Here is a 19,998-nt window from a genome sequence, read left to right as displayed (position 1 = left end):
AAATATAAGCAATTTATGGAAAAGAGAAGCCTTTTTCGTCGATTTACTTTCTTATGCAACGAATGGCAAAGGCTTTTGTATCAACACCTGCATTAGATTCTTCAATGATATCCGTATCGCTTTTCAGATAGAAAACCTTGGCGTCGATAGCAGCATTTGCATTATCCAGTGTCCAATATGCCAGATGTTTTTTCTCATAATCAGTTTGAAAAGCCCCCACATACATTCCTACAGGTATTCCATTAAAACCGGATAAATTAGTTGCAGGCTGTACCTGTTCTCCCGCTTTCAAAGGTAACCAAGTACCTGATTTCAGCAAAGAAGCCTCTCCATTCAGATAGTCTTTTAAAATGTTCCAGTCTTTCCAATCCGGTATACTCCAATGAATAGGTAGAATTTTATTAGAAAGTGCTACATTAGCTGTATAAAAATAGTGTTCCGTAGCAGATTGCAGATATCCGAGAACATTCGCTGTCACTGCATCCAGTCTGGGAAGTGCTTCACCGTCGACATACGAAGATACCTCCAGATTATCCCGCATCCAATATTGAGTTCCGATCTTCACTAACGGATAATTATGAATGATTCTTCCACGTACATCACGAGCGATATCTTCCAATGCCAAAACAGATAGTATGTCATCTGCCGTTGTAACGGATAAAGAAACGGTTCCGTCTGCCATCACATATACATTATTACGAATCGGCAAAGTTCCGTCAACATAGGCCAATGAGTGATCTTCCATATTCCATGATACACTTCCTCCATTCACTTTTCCGGGTTTTCCTAGCAACTGTGCCACAACGCCTTGAGATAAGTCCACACTACCATTTTCTCCCATCGGATAGGCAACGATTGCCTGCGAAGAAAATTCCGGAGTAACAAGATACTCCTTACATATTTCGGCTACTTGCTTTCCCGAATGTAACACTTTATACACATTCGACTTTTGAAAAGTCAACTTCGAGACATCTATGTATTTATGAAGCGTGACCGATTCAGTATGATCTATTTCGGTTCCATCCCAATCTCCGATTTCCCCATTCACTTTGCTCATTAATACATCTTCGGCTGATACAAACTTTATTTCCAATTCGCGCTGCTTTCCACTTTTTAATTGTAGAGTAGATGGTAATAGACTTGTATATAACTTTCCTGCAGCTTCCAACGTTATGTATTGGTATCCCGGAGTCGCCTCCTGCGGTATCAGAATAAATTCCTTTCCTATCAGTCGACCGTCTTCTATCCCCCATTCTCCTGCAGGAATAATATCCTTCTCTTCGGAATAACCAGAGAAAGTTTTTTTCTGAAAATCATAACTTGTTTTAGTATAAAAGCCACTCACCGAAAGTGTAGGCTTAATGGATAACATATCTTCCAAATTCTCTTCCTCTCCAGGAACAAGAACAATTTTCAGACGAAAAAACTGATGATTATAGGTTAAAGCGACCGCCTCCTTACTGGCTGATACATCTTCTTTAGAAGCAATCAGGAAATCAGAATGTGAATAATCATCAGAAATATTTTGAGTCGTTGAAACCGCTACCTGCATGATGCTCTCCCCTATCCCCACTCCACTCTTTTGGTAAGGATAATAACTGATTAAATCCAATGTAACTCCATCATCCGGATAGTATACCGACTCGTTAGATTCAAACTCACCATTAGATGAACGTATGAAATGAAGATTATCCACATAACGTTCTTCTTGCATTGTAGTAGTTCCGGCAAGAGCGAACAGACCGACTTCATCCCCTTCGGCAAAGTTATTATTTGCCATACGGGTATCAACCGACTCACGAATATCAGCGATAAACTTCAATGGAATATCTCCATCATTAACAATATCCCCCTCTTCCTCCGAAATATGGTTCACACAAGCACCAAGCAAGATAGAACAAAAAACAAGTAAACCCACGCCCCTTTGTAGGTTATAAAATAGTTTCATCACATTTATTTTTTAATTTCCCAATAGAAACTTTTGATTGAACAGAAAGAATGGCATAAGAGGAAGTATTCGCTTTCAGTTATGGGATACTGAACAACACGTCTGTTGTACTGTGGAATCATCAATTTCAAGATATCATTTTGATGTCTTGAAAACAAAAGTATATAATTATATTAAACCGAAGTATAGTTTCTATAGGAAAATTTTACATTTCAAATTAAAACACAAATAACCAATAAGTTATAAATAACCAGTCAGAGATCAAGGATTAAGCTCTCACATTACTATATTAAGAGCCTACCAATTTCAGAAAGAGTACCCCACTTCTATTCCGGCAATGTGTCTGCCTTGTGAAGATGCATATTGATAACAATAGAATGCATCCAACGACCAACGCTTGGCTAAAGCTATTTCCACTCCGGGACGATAGCGCATACGATCGGCTCTCCAAAAAGAAGCATCATCCAGACTCTGATAGATTTCAACAGAGAAATAGGGAGAAACAATTCCTTTTGTAGGAGCATAAGACAATTTCAAGCGGGAACGCAAACGAGTTTCAGAATTTCCACGATCAAAAGTCTGCTGAAATCTTTCCCTTACAGCTACTTTCAGCCATTGATAGCGAAAACTGGCAGTGGTAGTTATATAATAACGATGTCTGAACTTCCAATCCGAATCACCCAGATTCAGAAGATGGGTTTCATAGCCAACACCCAGATTCAGAAACGAATAAGGCCGGTAACTTCCACCAACAATAAGCCCCCAACGATCCAACTTTCTCACATCATCTTTCATGCGCAATTCCAAATCACCTGAAACTGAAAACCGGGAATCTATCTTATGATTTACCTTGAATTTAGTCCATGTATTGAAATCGTCACTTTGTGCCCATGCAGAAAATGATATTCCAAACAACAGCACAAATAATAGCCAAGTCTTAGTATTTAATATTATTCTACTCATTGATTTTCGGGTTAAAGTAGCAAAGATAGTAAATTATTCTACGCAAAGAAAAATCATGATACTGAAAAGATTCTGAAAAGATTATATTCGTATTCTGTCTAAATTCTCATTTGCATATTGTATCTTTGCGTAAGAAACTCTAAAATCATCGGATATGGACAACTTGATGCGTAAACTTCCTATTGGAATACAGACATTCGAAGGGATACGGAAGGATAATTATCTTTATGTGGATAAAACAGCACTTGTATGGCGTATGGCTAACCTAGGAAAGCCATATTTTCTAAGCAGGCCACGTCGCTTTGGTAAAAGCTTATTAATTTCTACATTCGATGCTTATTTTCAAGGAAAAAAAGAACTATTCAATGGTTTGGCTATTGAACAACTGGAGACGAAATGGGAACAGCATCCGGTTTTACATCTTGATCTGAATGCCAAAAAATATGAAACGGCAGCAGATTTAATTGCAATGCTAAACCAATATTTAGAAAAATGGGAAGCTATTTATGGTGATGAGAAAAAAGACCGTAGCCCTGAGGAGCGCTTTAGTTATGTAATCGAACAAGCTTCCTTGAAAACAGGAAAAGGTGTCGTCGTATTGGTAGACGAATATGACAAACCTCTTTTGCAGGCTATTACCCGTCCGAAATTGTTCGAAGAATATCGTCAGACATTGAAAGCCTTTTATGGAGTATTGAAAAGTGCTGACGCATATCTCCGTTTTGTTTTCCTGACCGGAGTTACGAAGTTCTCACAAGTCAGCGTATTCAGTGACTTGAATCAGTTGAATGACATTAGTCTGGACTATTCTTACGCCACGCTTTGCGGTATCACCCGCGAAGAACTAAAAAGTACTTTCAAGCCCGAAATTGAAACTTTCGGCCGCAAAAACAATCAGACACCGGAAGAGGTGGTCACTGCAATGGAACGCAATTATGACGGTTATCATTTTCATCCGAATGGCGAAGGAGTATTTAACCCGTTTAGTGTATTGAATGCTTTCAGCAAATTGGAGTTGGGTAGCTATTGGTTCCAGACTGGCACACCGACATTCTTGGTTGAATTATTGCAAAAAAGTGAGTATGATCTCCGTACTTTATTAAATGGTATAGAAGCACCCGCCTCTTCTTTTGCAGAATATAGAATGGATGCTAATAATCCCGTACCGCTGATTTATCAAAGTGGATATCTGACTATTAAGGATTACGACAGAGAGTTTCAGAACTATCTACTTGATTTTCCGAATGATGAAGTGCGCTATGGATTCATTAATTTCCTTGTTCCGTTTTACACTCCAATGAAGAACAACGATCAGGGATTTTATATCGGAAAATTCATTCAGGAATTACGCACAGGTAATTATGAATCTTTCCTCACTCGTCTGGAGGCTTTCTTTGCCGATATTCCGTATGAATTGAATGACCAGACTGAACGTCATTATCAGGTTATCTTCTATCTCGTATTCAAACTGATGGGACAATTCACGGAAGCAGAAGTACGCAGCGCCCGTGGACGTGCCGATGCTGTAGTTAAAACACCGAAATATGTCTATGTGTTTGAGTTCAAATTAAATGGAACCGCAGAAGAAGCAATGAAACAGATTGATGAGAAAGGATATCTGATTCCTTATCAGAAAGACCACCGGGAAATAGTGAAAATTGGTGTGGAATTTAGTGCGGAAACCCGTAATATCAATCGTTGGCTGGCAGAAACGACATAAATATGATAAAAACATTTCGGGAAGAATCGTAGCTACAAACTTCCCGAAATAAAAACCGATACCATTGAAAATAAACATTTGTCATCCTCTTTTGGAAACAAGTTTTTTCAATCTAACCTAATATACCTGATATATCTAACATACCTGAAACTAATCAGCCTCTTTTGATTTTGCATTCCAAACCAATAATGCAAAGAGTACTGACAGCAGAGCTGCACCAATCCAGAACCAATTGATGTATGTGAAATCATAAACATCGACTCCGTTCTGAACCGTCTTCTGACCATCTATCAGAATACCACTCATTACGTCCTGTAATCCGGCTCCAATATAACTGGCAATACCCACCACTCCCAATGCTGCACCAGAAGCATTACGGGGAGCAATATCAACAGCCATCAGGCCACCTAGAAAACAGATCAAAACTCCGATACCCAACCCAAAAAGAACCATGGCAAGTACATCTATCCAGAAGTGTACACCCGGCACCAATAGGAACAGGCAAAGCGCAAAAACATTCATCAATCCGAATATCAGTGCGGGCACATTACGACGACCGCCAAACAGCTTATCAGAAATCACTCCCGAAAACATGGTACCGATAATTCCACAGACCGGACAGATAGAAATAATAAAACTGGCATCCAAGGTGGAATATCCTTTTTGCGCTTCCAGATAAAAAACGCCCCAACTATTGATGGCATAACGGCTAATATACATAAAAGCACTCGAAAGAGCCAGTATCCAGATAGCAGGCATCAACAAGACCTGTCGCTGCGCCTTATTGAAATCAGCCGCTTCCGTAACGCTCATCTCCTTTTTCTCCTTGGGAATATTCACTGGAAGAAAGCCCTGACTTTCAGGAGTGTCATGAAAGAACTTCCAGACGATCAATGTACCAATCAACCCCACGATACCTGCCCCAAAGAAACCGTAACGCCAACCCAATACACTAACGATAGACGCAATAATCAGAAAGGTCAACGCTTCACCGATATTGTGGCTGGCAGACCAGAAGCCATAATAGGAACCCCGTTCCTTATCCGAGAACCAACGGGAAAGTCCCACTACACAAGAGGCGGCTCCCATAGACTGGAACCATCCGCTAATTCCCCAAAGTATAGCGAACAGAAGGAACGAATGGGTAAAACCTAAACAAAGGTTGACCAAAGCCGTGACCAGTAAACCGGTAGTCATAAAGCGATTGATATTGCTACGGTCGGCAAGGAAACCATTCGTGAATTTCCCAATGGCATAAGTAAAGAACAATACCGAACCGATAATTCCCAGTTCCGTTTCGGAAAAGATCCCTTCATCTACTATGGGCTTCTTCACGACATTCAGACTAAGGCGGCAAACATAGTACATACCGTAACCGAAAGTGGCTGAAAGGAAAGTAGACCATTTCAGGTATTTAAGACGACGGGCCTCGGAATGAAGATGCTGTGAGTCGGATGAAGACAAAGCTTCCCCGTTACAAGGTCTCGGTGAAGAGACCTTGTAAAAGTTTATAAGTTGTTTCAACATGAGAAAGTCTATTTAGTCGTGAAGCTTCTTTTTGCGCAGATACTCCAATAAGAGGGCAGGACGGTCAGTTTGAATTAATTTGGCTCCCTGATTAATGATCCATCCCCAGCTTTCATCCGGTTGATGAAGTTCTACTGCACGGTCGTCATCATGACCACCGCATAATTCAGGCCAAAGAGAATTTATGAACAATTTAGAACCTGTATCACGCACTTTTTTTATCAGATTAAGCACCTCCGGACTATCATTATCAAACACTAACTCATAAGCAGCAGGCTTCATGTGAGTCTGAAAACTGTCAATAATAGCTTCGGCTCCTTTTTTATGCAACTGTACTATAGGCATAAAAATCACTTTGTCCAATACAGCACCGTTTTCGGCTTTCACCTGTTCATAAGGAAGACCGGCTTTGATAACACATTGGTCAACCGTTCCCGTCTTTTCGAGTATGATATAAGCTTCCTGAAAATAGTCATACCCCTTATCAATATTTACCATAATCTTACCTTTGCAGAGCAACATCACTTCTTCCAATGTAGGAATCTGATGTCTTGTCTTACAAGCCACTCCATTTTTAAGACGCATTGCTTTCAATTCAGCCAATGTATAATCTTCCACCAGTCCTTTTCCGGACATGGTACGATTGATCGTTTTATCATGCATCACTACTAAATGTCCGTCTTTGGTTCTTTTCAAATCGATCTCCACCATATCGACACCCATATCAATGCAATTCTGTATACCTTGCAATGAGTTTTCCGGGGCATTACGCCAGTCAGCCCGGTGGGATACAACCAATATTTTATCCGGATGATTTCCCAGCAGATTTTCTCTGATTTCAGCTATTCTATTTTGGGCAACAGCCAGTTGCACCAAACACAGAAGAAGTATGAAGTTACATATCCGTTTCATAAGTTCAAACATTAAGTATTTTAATTCAGTTTATTGTTTTTCCAGACCAGTTTTTCTCCCCACATTGGTACATAAGTCTGTTCACAGTTAATCTTCGAAGCCCGTTCGAGTGCCATATCCAATGACCATCTCGATTCATCAACACCTGCATGAGCCAGTTCCAAGATATGTGATAACAAGACATAATCCGGTTCCACCTGTCCCGCACCTGAACCCAGAATATTATTTTCGGTCAGAGCATTGGGAGCATAACGCGGTATCAAGACATTCACATGAGAAGCCAAATTCGTATATTGTTCCGGTTTATAGTTGGAGTCTCCTACATGCATAAAGACGAAGTTACCAGTATCTTCCCCGCAATCAATCGAAAATACAGTCACAAAATTAGATAAGCCGGAATTGTTGTGATCGGTGATACAAGTTTTAATCTTGAATTTTCCAATTTCATAATCTTTATCCCCCTTTGCAGTATAAGGATATGTCGTGTCTTTCAGATAGTTGGACAACACCGGTTTACCTAAATCAAACATAGCCTGGATAAGATCATTATTATAATGATCGGAGTGTTTGTGGGTAACACAGAGAAAATCAATATAAGGTGCCAGTTCTTTCGCCCAACGATGAGAAATGTCAATAGCAAAACATCCTGACGGAGTTTTTACCACATATCCCATATTATAGAGTAACCAGATCGCTGCCGTACCATTTTCTACTTTTGAGTTTTTAATTCCATCCATCACACGATCAAATGCACTCCGATAAAAATAGATAATCGGATCACACTTTTCCATACTCGTACTCGCCTGATCGAAGCCATTCAGATAACTGACGAAATAATCATCTTTACATTGATCCGCATATCCCTGAATCTTGGTCAAAGTAGTGGTACGTCCGGCATTGACAATCAAAGGAGAAGAACTCCACAACTGTTCCGCAGTGGCATCTACTTCCTCTGCCAATTGCGTAAGAATTCCTTCATGACCTGTTTCGGTACTGTTGCTGTCATCATCATCACAAGCAACAAAACCTATTGCCAAAAGGCAAAACAGTAAATATTGTATTTTTCTTATTATATCCATCTTATTTCTGATTTTTATAGTCATTAATTATTTTATTGAAAGTCTCAACCACCCGTTCCGGTGTCGGACGCGTGTTGCCGTTTTCATGGTCTTTGGTAGCTTCATACATGAAAACTCCTTCATAGCCGATTCTTTCGAGTGCATGCATTAACTTTCCCCATTGAATGTCACCTTGTGTAGGAAGCCAGTGACACTCGTTGACAAAGTCAAAGTCCGAGGCATGTATAGTACCTATACGTTCACCAACGGTTTTTACAAAATGCTCTGTCGTCCCTTTAGTATAATGATTGGTATCAAAACAAACCTTCACACCCGGAATATCTTTGATTATCTCCAAAAGCTCTTCTGGAGTATTACCCAGACAAGTTCTCGGCAGATTTTCGATGCACAACTGTGCTCCTATTTGATCCGCATATTTTTTCAGATAAGCGATAGACCGGGAAGCATTAGCTATTCTTTGTGCCCGAATACTGTCAGCGATAGGTTCGGAACTAGGATGCAACACTAAACACTTCGGCTGAAATTGAGCGCACTGTCCAATCATCTCCGCCATAAAATCTACATTTTCTTTCCTTTTCTTTTCATCCAGCACCGATATGTCCAACGTGCGTGAGAAAGGAAGATGTATAGACCAGACCTTGATACCGGCACTATCAATTTTTGCTTTCATATCCCGAATACGAGGGATGACTTCACCTGCCGGAACTCCTCTATAACACTGGTTAAATGCTACTTCCACATACTCCACCCCCACAGACCGGGCTTGAGAAAAGTCTGTGGAAGCAGGTACTTTCCACAAAGCTGTAGTCGTACCTACTTTATATTTCTGTGCATATAACCCTATTGTCATCGCCATAAATAAGATAAAAACAGAAACTCTCATTATCGCTTACTTTTGACGGTTTGTACCTTGAATATCACCACCACGAATACTCCATGAGTCTGTTGCTAATGTCTTATCGACAGCAAAAGCCTTTACTGAACCGATATTATTAGATCCGATTGTTCCGCAATAAAGCCGTTTGTCCGGACCGATGGTAACAGCTGCCATGACCTGTTGCCCCACAGTCTCTTCAAAAACAATGTTGCCATTAGTAATATCGAGTCCCAGCACTTTGTTATTCGATTGGGTACCTACATAAAGAATACCATCCGTACTCAAAGCACCTCCACTGTAATTCAAATTATTACCCACATTTTTCTCCCAGATTTTAGATCCGGCGGCATTTACTGCATGAACAGTCTGCGATCCTTTTTCCGTAAAATAGACATTGCCATTTTTATCAGCAATCGGGAAATAAGCATCCCCTTTCGTAGTCGGATACGTCCATTTCTTTGTCCCGTTTGTCATATCAACAGCAACAAGTCCGCCCCCTTTCAAAGTCGCATAAAGCACCTGCTCCTTCAAAGCAAACGTAGCCTGTTCCGTCACATTTACTTCTTCCAATTTCCATATCTGATCCTTATTCGGTTTAAAAGCATAAATAGCAGCACTTGTACCTGCATAAACATTTCCGTCTTTATCGATAGCCACAGCACTACCAGTTGCTCCGTCAAGTGATTGTTGCCATTTAATAGCACCACTGGATGCATCCAACGCATACAGCGTACTCTTATTGGTGAGACAGTAAAGAATACCATCGACCGACAATGCAGGAAAAGCTCCTATCGCAGCATCCAATTTTACTGCCCACTTTTGAGTTCCATTCGGATTAATAGCATATACATTATTAATAGCAGCATTTCTTACACACTGATAGATTGTACCATCAGGAGCCACCAACGCACCTCCACCATAGGTTATCTGACTGATAGCAAACACCCACTTAAATTCACCGCTCACTACATCAATAGCAAACAAATGACCTGCAGGAGTAGATGTCGGGATATACATTGTTTTTCCATCCGGAGAGAACACCGGATTGGAGGTCTTTACATATCCGGTAAGCCCACCGAAGTTCAAATCGACAGAATTCCATTTATAATTGCCGACCGTGACAGTCAGACTGCCCGACTCGGTGGTATTATTAACATAAGTCACCGTTACGGCCACTGTATAAGTACCGGTAGTAGCAAAAGCATGTACCGGATTGTTTTCTCCTGATGTCGTACCATCACCAAAATCCCAACTTACCGATTTCACTTCACCAGTCATGAAATACATATCGTTATAAGCAAAGGTAGAAGGTTCCCACACAACCAGTTCCGTACTAGCAAGAATAGGATAGATCAACCCAGGAGTAGCAGAAGTTTCCACCGCAATAGAATTGCCTGTAGGATAAACACAGACTACATTGAATGTATATTCCTGATCGTTAGTCAAACCATCAACGATGTATTCCTCCAATGAAGTATCATCCAGATTGATAATCTGATTACCGGGATTCACGCTAACCTGATAGCGAGTGAAACGTTCACTTGCAGGTTTCGTCCATCTCAAACGCACTCTTTCATTGCCGGCTGCTGCCGTCAGATCAGAAATCGGATATCTTGCATTCTTCGGTGTACAGGCAGCAGTAGTTTTACTGGCCAATCCTCCTGCATAACGAGGTTGCACAGAAAAAGTGTAAGCAACATCATTCACCAGATTATTGATAGTGGCAGTCATTGTTTTTGCATCCACAGTCATCTCGCCTCCTTCCGCTTCTGATGATCCGGAAGTCCAAAGAATCAAATATTCATTCGGACGGGCATTCTCGTATGCTTCCCAGGAAAGAGTCACATTCATATCTCCGGCTGTTGCCGTTAGTGACTTCAGTTCATATAAATCGAAACTTGCCTTTGGCAGATCTTCTTCACAAGCAGTAAAGACTACCGTGAAAATAAACAACAAGCTATATAGTATTTTTTTCATCGTTTGATTTCTTTTAGTTTAATCCTATTAATATCCCGTATTCTGCCACAACAGTTCTGTGTTGTTTATTCTTTCCAACTCCGTTTTTGGAATAGGATACAGGAATTGGTAGTCCTGAATAATATGTCCTTCTGCTTTCATAGCCTCCTTAGCACCTCCCATACGTACCAAATCGAACCAACGCTGTCCCTCATAAGGAAACTCCTGTTGACGTTCCAACATAATCGCTTTACGGAAACTATCCTGATCGGGAAGCTCTGTTATCTGAAGCGGAGACAATCCGGCACGGGTATGTACGGCATTCAAAGCAACCATAGCTTCTGAATTCTGCAAATTACTATAACTGATTTCATTCAAAGCTTCGGCGTACATCAACAACACATCGGCATAACGGAGAATAATCTGGTCATTACCGACCGTATTATAGGTCGCACTTTTGACATCTTTAAATTTATTCATCACGCATACTTTATCTTCCACCTTTACATAGGTAATCAGATCTTTGCGCTTATCTCCCTCTTTGTAACACTCTTTCAGAGACTTTGTCTGATTGGTATCATCAGTCAGGTTAATAATAGAGAACCAATATCCATGTCCTTCTCCTTCGACATCTTTATTAAAGCGAACAGCAAAAATAATCTCATCATTCATTTTATTGTTCACGTCAAACACCTGTTCGGGGGTAGTCATTAAAGAATACCGACCCACTAGTTGGGATAGCACATTGCGAGCTTCCGTCCATTTATGGAAAGTCAGGTAAATCTTGCCGAGCAACGCCATTGCAGCACCGGAAGTCACACGTCCCATATCGGCACTTGTATAAGAAGACGGCAACATATTTTCATTAATAACCTGATTCAAATCACCGACAAGAAAATCATAAACCTGTTGATCGGAACTGCGCCCGATTTTAAGAGCTTCTGCCACTGTCACCACCTTATTAGTCATCGGTATCCCTCCCCACAAACGATACATATTAAAATAAGTAAGGGCACGGATGAAAAGAGCTTCGCCTTTATATTGTTTTTTCAGAGTCGCATCGAAGTTGGCCTCATCAATTCTATCTAATACAAGATTGCAACGATAGACTCCATTATTAAAGTTCGCCCAAGCATCTTCCAGAATTCCGTTAGAGGCTTTATCTGCAAACTGATCGATATCATAACGGTCTTGAGTTCCGGCGGTGGGCGCACTCAATGTCAGATTATCACTCCGATATTCGCAACACTCTGTAAAATAGGAAACTTGTGTCTGCAATTTGGAGTAACATCCTATCACGGCTACATTAAAATCTTCCGCTGTCTTATATACCTTGTCGGTAGGCACACTGCTACTCGGTTCCAAATCGAAGAAACTATCTGTACAAGCAACTGATAACAAGGCAGTTGATAGGAGTAGTATTAGTTTATATTTTTTCATATAACGTGTATTTTAAAGGATGATTAAAGTGTTATGTTCAGCCCAAACAAGAATGTTTTAGCCAATGGATAAGTTCCATAATCCTCACCCGGTGAAAGAGAATTACTCGGACGTGCATTTACTTCCGGATTATATCCGCTATAGCCAGTCGAAGTCCACAAGTTTTGTCCTGAAACGTAAACTCTCAATTTTTCCACGAAAAAGCGTTGAGTCAGGTTCTTCGGCAAGGTATATCCTAGCGTCACATTCTGCAATCGCAGATAAGAACCATCTTCCAGATGCCAAGTTGAAGTACGGCCATTATACCCCTTTGACTTACGATTGGCGCGGTTCACCTGACCGTTTCCCGGATCTTCCGGACTTTTCCAACGGTTCAAGGCTATAGTGGTACCATTGGTATTACCTTCCAGATTATCAATGTAACGACGATTCAGATTCAGAATCTCATTACCATATACTCCTTGAAAATTAAAATCAAGGTCAAATCCCTTAAACCAGACTTTACCACCAAACCCATAAGTAAAATCGGGCATATAGTTACCTACGATCGTACGGTCTTTATCCAAGTCCATCACTCCATCCCCGTCGACATCCACAAAGCGGAAATCTCCCGGCTGGGTATTGCTAAAATGAGGATACTTCTTTAATTCTTCTTCATTGGAGAAAATTCCATCCTGCACCAACAGATAATAACATCCGATAGGTTCACCGACTTTCGTTATGTAATAAGCATGATCTACGCTACCGGTAGATATGATAGGAGCATTACCCGGACCGAGTGCCTTCACTTCGTTCGTATTAGTGGCATAATTGGCATTGAACGAATAACCGAAATCTTTAGTTATATTCTTCTGTGAGGTCAAGGCAACTTCCCATCCCCTATTATTCACTTTACCGATATTCATCAATGCAGTGCTATATCCGGTCAGGTGGGGAACCGGTACATTCAATAACATATTAGAGGTATTGGTATTATAATAATCCACAGTCAGTCCCAGCAATCCTTTGAACATCTGTAAATCGATGCCCACATTCACCATCGCATTCTTTTCCCAACTCAAATCTTCATTCTTTATGGTACTTGGCTTGTAACCATTCACTAATTGTCCGTTTCCTGTACCAAGCACATAATTATCCAAAGCCATCAGAGACAAATGATCATAATTGCCAATCTGGAAGTTACCGGTCACTCCATAACTCGCTCTTAACTTCAAATCATCAACAAACGACAGATACCTAGCCTTCGTAAAGAAGTCTTCTCCGCTTATTCTCCACGCCAAAGAAGCTGAAGGAAAATATCCCCACCGATTGTTCTTTCCAAAACGGGAAGAACCGTCTGCACGAATAGCTGCCGAAGCCATATATTTACCTTTATAACTGTACTGCATACGTGCCAGATAAGAAGCAATCGTCCATTGGGTTTTATCAGATGCACCTTTCGTCACCGTACCTCCGGAAATTGTTTGTATATAGTCGTTCGGGAAATCGGTTGCCGTCACATTATCTCCTTTATATGTCTCTTTTTGAGCCGACTGTACTAAGACCACATTGATAAAATGAGCATCCTTAATCGTTGTGTTATAATTGATTTTATTCTCCACCAACCAGTTGAAATAAAAACCTGATGAACTGTAGGCTGTCGGATTTGACTTTACATCATAATACTTCTGTCCCAATAAAGGAAGTTCCGAAGAACGATATTGGTCATTATGCGAACCGTAATAATCGCCACCAAAAGAAATGTTATAGGTAAGCCCTTTATACAATTCCAATTCAGCAAAAACTTTTCCGACAATCGCCATACGGTCTACGACATCCGATTGTAAGTTTGCCATAGCTACCGGGTTCAATACGGCATTATGCTGATAGTCATTTCCAATTCTCCAATAGCCGTTTCCCTGATAATTATAGCTGCCATCCGCATTATACACCGGCCATACCGGAGGCATCATCAATGCCGATTGCACAATACCATTAGATCCGGAAGCATCTACCCGATTGGAAGTAGAATAGGAAGGCGAGAAATTCAGACCGAATTTCAGTCTTTTATATTTCCCGTCCAAATTCATACGCATACTATATTTCTTAAAGTCGGAATTAATTATAATACCCTCTTTATCATAATAGTTGGCAGAAATGAAATAGCCGACTGTTTTTCCTCTGCCGGAAATAGAAACATTGTGGCTGGTAGTAGCAGCAGTACGAAAAATAGCATCTTGCCAATCCGTATCCGTCAACCCCTTATCACCATTCAGATAGGGAAAGAGTTCGGTAGGAATACGTTCCCATGAGTTCGGGCGCATTCCGTTCGGGTCATCCGGTGACCCTCCGGGATTAGCATCCAGATAAGCGTTGTCATGACCATCCTTTGCAAATTCGGCAAACTGATATGCATTCATCATTGAAAGTTTCTTCGAAACACTCTGGATGCCATAATATCCATCATACTGCACTTTCATCTTTTCCGACTGTCCCTGCTTGGTCGTGATAATAATGACACCGTTGGAACCGCGACTACCATAAATAGCTGCCGACGAAGCATCTTTCAAAACTTCCACAGATTCGACATCATTATTATTCAGATTGGCAAATCCACGTTCTACCGGCACGCCATCAATAATATAAAGAGGATCACTACCGGCATTAACCGTACTGATACCACGAACACGGATACTTACACTTCCCTCCGGATCACCACTTGGCTGTGTAACCTGTACCCCCGGCATCTTACCCGCCAACGCCTGACGAAAGTCTGAAGCAGAAACGTCCGCAATTTGTTCAGCTTTCACGGAAGAAATAGAAGTAGAGACGTCTCTTTTTCTCTGAACTCCATATCCCACCACTACTACCTCATCAATCATCTTACTATCTTCTACCAACGTGATTTTCGCCGTATTTTTATCCTTTGCAGAGATATTTACCGTTTTATATCCAATATAAGAGATGGTCAATGTTGCAGACTCCGGTACATTCATGATTGAGTAACGTCCGTCGATATCGGTAATCGTACCACTACCCTCTCCCTTAATCTGTACACTGGCACCAATCACCGGTTCTCCTTTATCATCTGCAACAATACCTTGTATAGTACGTGTACGTTGAGCAGTTTCTTCTTTCTTAAGCGGCTGTTTGCTGACAGCAATTGTATGATCGGTCCTATTGAAATAAAGCTTGGCCTGGGAAGTAATTTCTCCCAGAATCTGTTTTAATGAAGCATTTTTAATGTCGAAAGAAACTCTCGGAGCCTTGTTCACCGTCTCCTGATCATAGAGAAACTTAAAATTAGTCTGTTTGCTGATTTTATTGAAAACACTCTCTACCGGCTCGTTTTGCACACGAAGCGTAATATCATGCTCTTTCAATGTCTGAGCAGCAGCCGGAGCTATTAAAATGAAGGTGAATAGTAAAAAAGCTAAAAACGAACAGCTATTTTTACTTATCCCTTTACAAATAAGAAGATTATTCATAAATTTGTGCGTTTTAGTAATTGACTAAAGTTATTAAAAACAAGCAATGCGCGATACGTTATTCATTTGGGTCGAAGCTTATGAATATCCGTCCGGATTGCGGATAGAGGCATTCCTTTGGAGTGCTTCTATCATTTTGGGGAGGTTCATGAAGGAGCTGTTTTCATCTATTATTTTTTAAAAGGTTAAACATTATCTATTATTCATCTCATTCTTTATAAAGAAGCACATGGATGCCCTCTTTCTTATATTTGATATCACCGCTGATAAATTCAATGGATTTAAGTACCGCTTCCAAACTCTTGTTATCATGTTCGCCGGTAATCAAGTTGTTGAAATCCTGACCGGAAGCAAAAGTAATCCGGCAATTATATACCCGTTCCAGTTCCTTTGCCACATCGCGGATAGGTGTACTGTAAAAACGTAACCCGCCTTTCATCCAGACAGCCACTCCCCTATCCTCCGTTTTCTTACTATATTCTCCGGAAACAGTATTGATAAGCACCTGTTCTTTAGCAGTCAGCCTCATCATCGCTTCCGGTAAATCAACCTGTACCTTACCACTCTCCACACTCACAGACACTATTTCATCTGTTGAATAGGATTTTACATCAAATCGGGTACCTAACACCTGAACATCCAGCCGCTTCGTCCTCACAATAAATGGCATCTTTTCATTGCGGGCAACACGGAAATATCCCTCACCTTCAAGTTCCACTTCACGGAGATCTCCAACAAAACGATCCGGATAACGCACTTGCGAACAAGAGTTCAGAACCAAAAGAGTTCCGTCCGGCAAAGTCACTTGTCTTTTCTCACCAAAGGAAGTGGTGATTTCAGCCAGTGTGACCTGTTGTGCATTCATATACCGGAAAAAGTTGACACTCCCTATGATAATGGCTATTACAGCCGCTGTACTGACTGCCACCACAGAAGCCCGGCGGAACCATGTACGTTTTTTGTGTTCAATACGCTTCAGCAATTGGCGTGCTTCTCTCTTATATTTCTCCCGCTCCAAATCATTACCAGGTTGCAGATTCCCGGATTCTTCCCAAACCTCTGCTGCCAGTTCGTCCAATATATCTTGGTTTTCTGAATCCTTAATACTTTGCAATAACTGTGAAGCATCTTCCCGGGTATAAAGATCATCCAAGTAGCGATGCAATTTATCTTTTTCTGTCTTAGTATCTTTCATCATATATTCAAAATAAGGATATTAATTTCCTTCCCTTTGTATAAGTAATACACAAAAGTAAGAAAGAGCTAGGGTATGATTAACATTTATTATAAATTCAAGCACAATAGAATCAAAAGTACATCGGCTGATGTACTTGAATATTTAGTCAAATAGGAACGAATCACTTTTAGAGAAAGAGAAATATGTTCTTGCACCGTATGAACAGAAACACCCAATGCTTCGGCTATTTCTTTATGAGACATCTGAAGTTCACGGCTCATTTTGAATACCTCACGCTGGCGGGGCGTTAATTGCTCCAACGCACGGGCAATAATCTCTTTCAAATCATTGAGCAGAACATGATTATTCGTTTCGTTCGTTGAATCAATCGCTTGAGAAAGAATCTGTTCTTTCAGCTGATCTTCATTAGCCATGTCCCGCAATTGATTCAAAATACGATTACGCACAATAGTATAAAGATAGGAAGAGAAAGAGGCTTCGGGATTGATGAAACGACGAGTTTGCCAGACTACTGTAAATGCATCCTGGAAAATATCTTCCGCAAATTCACGCGACTTGACGAATTTCAGAGCAAAGTAGAGCAAACGATTCTTATAAGCGGCATAAAGTTCGCAAAAGGCCTCTTCATCTCCGTCTATCAGGCGAAGAACTAATTCCCGATCATCTATAAGAGTGTCTGTTGCGTACATATTTTCTTTATTTTGGGCACAAAGGTATTGTTATGATGTTACAAACGTATGTATTTTTTCTGAAATAAAAAAATAAAAGCGGTCTCACCGTTTCGATGAGACCGCTTTTATTTATCCATTATTCAAGACCAGACATTATCAGAGCAATCGTTATTTCCCTTTCTTATAATTCTCCAATCCGGTCTGTAAGAATTCAATATACTTAGGAATATCTTCGTTATAAGCATACGACTTATTCAACGGTTTACCCTGATTGTCCAGCAATACATAGAAAGGCTGGGCATTAGCTCCGAATTTCACACGTTGCAGATAGCTCCATTTATCGCCTACAGTACGCAAAGTACGTTCTGTACCGTTTTCGATAATCTTCACGGGTTCGGTCAACGGAGTTTTATTATCTACATAAAGTGTAATCAATACGTAGTCGTTATTAATCAAATCACTCACTTTCGGGTCAGTCCATACCGCTGCCTCCATCTTACGGCAGTTTACGCAACCATATCCGGTAAAGTCGAGCATAACCGGTTTTCCATTCAGACGGGCATATTCCATTCCTAAATCATAGTCATCGAATTTCGCGTGTACATCATTCTTATGCAGATTGAAATCTTGCGTCTGCATAGGCGGAGCAAATGCAGATACGGCTTTCAATGGTGCTCCCCACAAACCGGGAACCATATATACGGCAAATGCTAAAGAGATTAACGCCATAAAGAAGCGGGTGACTCCCACCTTATTATCATCGTCATCGTGCGGGAATTTGATCTTGCCCAACAGGTAGAATCCAAGCAAAGCAAAGATGACAATCCATAAAGCCAGGAATGTTTCGCGGTCAAGCAATCTCCAACCATAAGCCAAATCAGCAACTGACAAGAATTTAAGTGCAAATGCCAATTCGAGGAAACCCAGCGTAACCTTGATAACATTCATCCATCCGCCGGACTTCGGCATCGATTTCAGCCAAGACGGGAACAGGGCGAAGAGTGTGAACGGCAACGCCAAAGCAATGGCAAATCCTAACATACCGATTGCCGGAGCAACTACGCTTCCTGTTGTAGATACCTGTACCAGCAGGAACCCGATAATCGGACCTGTACAAGAGAAAGATACCAACGAAAGCGTGAAAGCCATCAGGAAAATACTTAGCAATCCGGTCGTAGATTCAGCCTTGCTATCTACCGCATTTCCCCACTTCGACGGCAGCCTGATTTCAAACGCTCCAAAGAATGAAGCAGCAAAAATCACCAGCATCAGGAAGAAGAGAATGTTGAAAATAGCATTGGTAGATAAAGCATTTAATGCACTGGCTCCGAAAATCAAAGTAATAGCCAAGCCCAATGCCACATAAATCACTACGATAGATGCACCGTATGTCCACGCATCACGAATTCCTTTCTTTTTGTCTTTACTACGTTTTAAGAAGAAACTGACTGTCATCGGAATAATCGGCCATACACAAGGGGTAAACAATGCCAATAATCCACCCAGAAAACCTGTAATGAATATATATATCCAGGACATGTCTTCCTGGCCATGCTCTTCTCCTAAGGCTTGTAAATCACTGATTACCGGTTTCCAAAGATCACCCGATGCAACAGCAGGCTGAATATCCGTAGCAGCTTCGGTTGTAGTTGCAGACACCAGCTCCATCATTGCAGAAGAATCTTTCGTAGCAGCAGGAACGGGTTCTTCTTTTTGCTTATCCGCTACCTTTTGCTCCGGTTGCTCTGTTTTCGTTGCAGCAGTATTTCCGGCTTTTGCTACTCCGGAATACTTGAACGGCACTTGAGTAGGAGGCAGACAACTCTCGTCATCACAAGCTCCGTATTCCAGATAACCTTCGATTGCGTAAGCTCCACCCGTAAATTTTACTTTCTGCACAAACTTTGCTGTGTTCTCGAAATAGCGTACCTTCATTTCGAACAATTTATCGAAAGTAGATACTTCTTTGCCTACAGGCTTCAGCTTGCCAACAAGCTCGACACCCGACTTATTATCAACATTGAATGTTGCGGAAATAGGACCGCCATCTCCCAGATCGGTAGAATAAACATGCCAACCTTTATCTATGGTAGCTGTAAACACCACCTCTGCCTCCGTATCGGAGAGAGGTGTCAGCTCTGTTTTAAACTTTACCGGATCTTTGATCTGCGCTTGCAATGCATATACAGCAAAGCTTAAAAGCAGGAAAGAGATTATTTTTCTCATCTTTATCTTGGGGG

At 41.0% G+C, this 19,998-nt stretch carries 13 protein-coding genes; 1 reads left to right on the top strand and 12 read right to left on the bottom strand.

Annotated elements, in window-relative coordinates:
- Window positions 1-43: 43 nt before the first annotated feature.
- Together I2I13_RS05525 and I2I13_RS05520 are read right to left on the bottom strand one after the other, a co-directional pair.
- A complete protein-coding gene (locus tag I2I13_RS05525; protein WP_195649040.1) occupies window positions 44-1,948 on the bottom strand; it encodes a fimbrillin family protein in 1,905 nt (634 codons plus the stop codon).
- Window positions 1,949-2,254: 306 nt separating this feature from the next.
- Complete coding sequence (locus I2I13_RS05520) at window positions 2,255-2,911, bottom strand: DUF2490 domain-containing protein (RefSeq protein ID WP_148366123.1); 657 nt, start codon at window positions 2,909-2,911, stop codon at window positions 2,255-2,257.
- 154 nt (window positions 2,912-3,065) lie between these two features.
- Between I2I13_RS05520 and I2I13_RS05515 the strand changes: the two genes are divergently transcribed.
- Window positions 3,066-4,631 (top strand): ATP-binding protein, encoded by a 1,566-nt coding sequence (locus I2I13_RS05515; RefSeq protein ID WP_148366122.1) that lies wholly within the window; start codon window positions 3,066-3,068, stop codon window positions 4,629-4,631.
- Window positions 4,632-4,781: 150 nt separating this feature from the next.
- Here I2I13_RS05515 and I2I13_RS05510 read toward each other — a convergent pair whose 3' ends face one another.
- From I2I13_RS05510 to I2I13_RS05465, 10 genes are all read right to left on the bottom strand, one after another.
- Window positions 4,782-6,158 (bottom strand): MFS transporter, encoded by a 1,377-nt coding sequence (locus I2I13_RS05510; RefSeq protein ID WP_195649039.1) that lies wholly within the window; start codon window positions 6,156-6,158, stop codon window positions 4,782-4,784.
- A gap of 12 nt (window positions 6,159-6,170) precedes the next feature.
- A complete protein-coding gene (locus I2I13_RS05505; RefSeq protein WP_195649038.1) occupies window positions 6,171-7,070 on the bottom strand; it encodes a glycerophosphodiester phosphodiesterase family protein in 900 nt (299 codons plus the stop codon).
- A 20-nt stretch (window positions 7,071-7,090) separates the two neighbouring features.
- The gene (locus I2I13_RS05500) at window positions 7,091-8,149 is read right to left on the bottom strand and encodes an MBL fold metallo-hydrolase (protein ID WP_148366119.1); all 1,059 of its coding nucleotides are present in this window, start codon (window positions 8,147-8,149) and stop codon (window positions 7,091-7,093) included.
- 1 nt (window position 8,150) lies between these two features.
- Window positions 8,151-9,032: a sugar phosphate isomerase/epimerase gene (locus I2I13_RS05495; protein WP_148366118.1), complete on the bottom strand. Its 882-nt coding sequence runs from the start codon at window positions 9,030-9,032 to the stop codon at window positions 8,151-8,153.
- Between the two features lie 6 nt (window positions 9,033-9,038).
- Complete coding sequence (locus I2I13_RS05490) at window positions 9,039-11,003, bottom strand: PQQ-binding-like beta-propeller repeat protein (RefSeq protein WP_195649037.1); 1,965 nt, start codon at window positions 11,001-11,003, stop codon at window positions 9,039-9,041.
- Window positions 11,004-11,030: 27 nt separating this feature from the next.
- Window positions 11,031-12,422, bottom strand: a complete 1,392-nt coding sequence (locus I2I13_RS05485; RefSeq protein WP_195649036.1) for a RagB/SusD family nutrient uptake outer membrane protein — start codon at window positions 12,420-12,422, stop codon at window positions 11,031-11,033.
- A gap of 23 nt (window positions 12,423-12,445) precedes the next feature.
- Window positions 12,446-15,889 carry a TonB-dependent receptor gene (locus tag I2I13_RS05480; RefSeq protein WP_195649035.1) on the bottom strand — a complete coding sequence of 1,148 codons (3,444 nt, stop codon included), beginning with the start codon at window positions 15,887-15,889 and terminating at the stop codon, window positions 12,446-12,448.
- A gap of 208 nt (window positions 15,890-16,097) precedes the next feature.
- Window positions 16,098-17,087, bottom strand: coding sequence for a FecR family protein (locus I2I13_RS05475; RefSeq protein ID WP_195649034.1), 990 nt, complete (start codon window positions 17,085-17,087; stop codon window positions 16,098-16,100).
- A gap of 86 nt (window positions 17,088-17,173) precedes the next feature.
- Window positions 17,174-17,776 carry an RNA polymerase sigma-70 factor gene (locus I2I13_RS05470; RefSeq protein WP_099146403.1) on the bottom strand — a complete coding sequence of 201 codons (603 nt, stop codon included), beginning with the start codon at window positions 17,774-17,776 and terminating at the stop codon, window positions 17,174-17,176.
- A gap of 150 nt (window positions 17,777-17,926) precedes the next feature.
- Complete coding sequence (locus I2I13_RS05465) at window positions 17,927-19,984, bottom strand: cytochrome c biogenesis protein CcdA (protein ID WP_195649033.1); 2,058 nt, start codon at window positions 19,982-19,984, stop codon at window positions 17,927-17,929.
- Window positions 19,985-19,998: the final 14 nt, after the last annotated feature.

Origin of the sequence: Bacteroides sp. D55t1_190419_B8 (assembly GCF_015558905.1) — a bacterium.
Lineage (GTDB): Bacteria > Bacteroidota > Bacteroidia > Bacteroidales > Bacteroidaceae > Bacteroides > Bacteroides vicugnae.
This window is presented reverse-complemented; position numbering and strand designations above follow the sequence as displayed.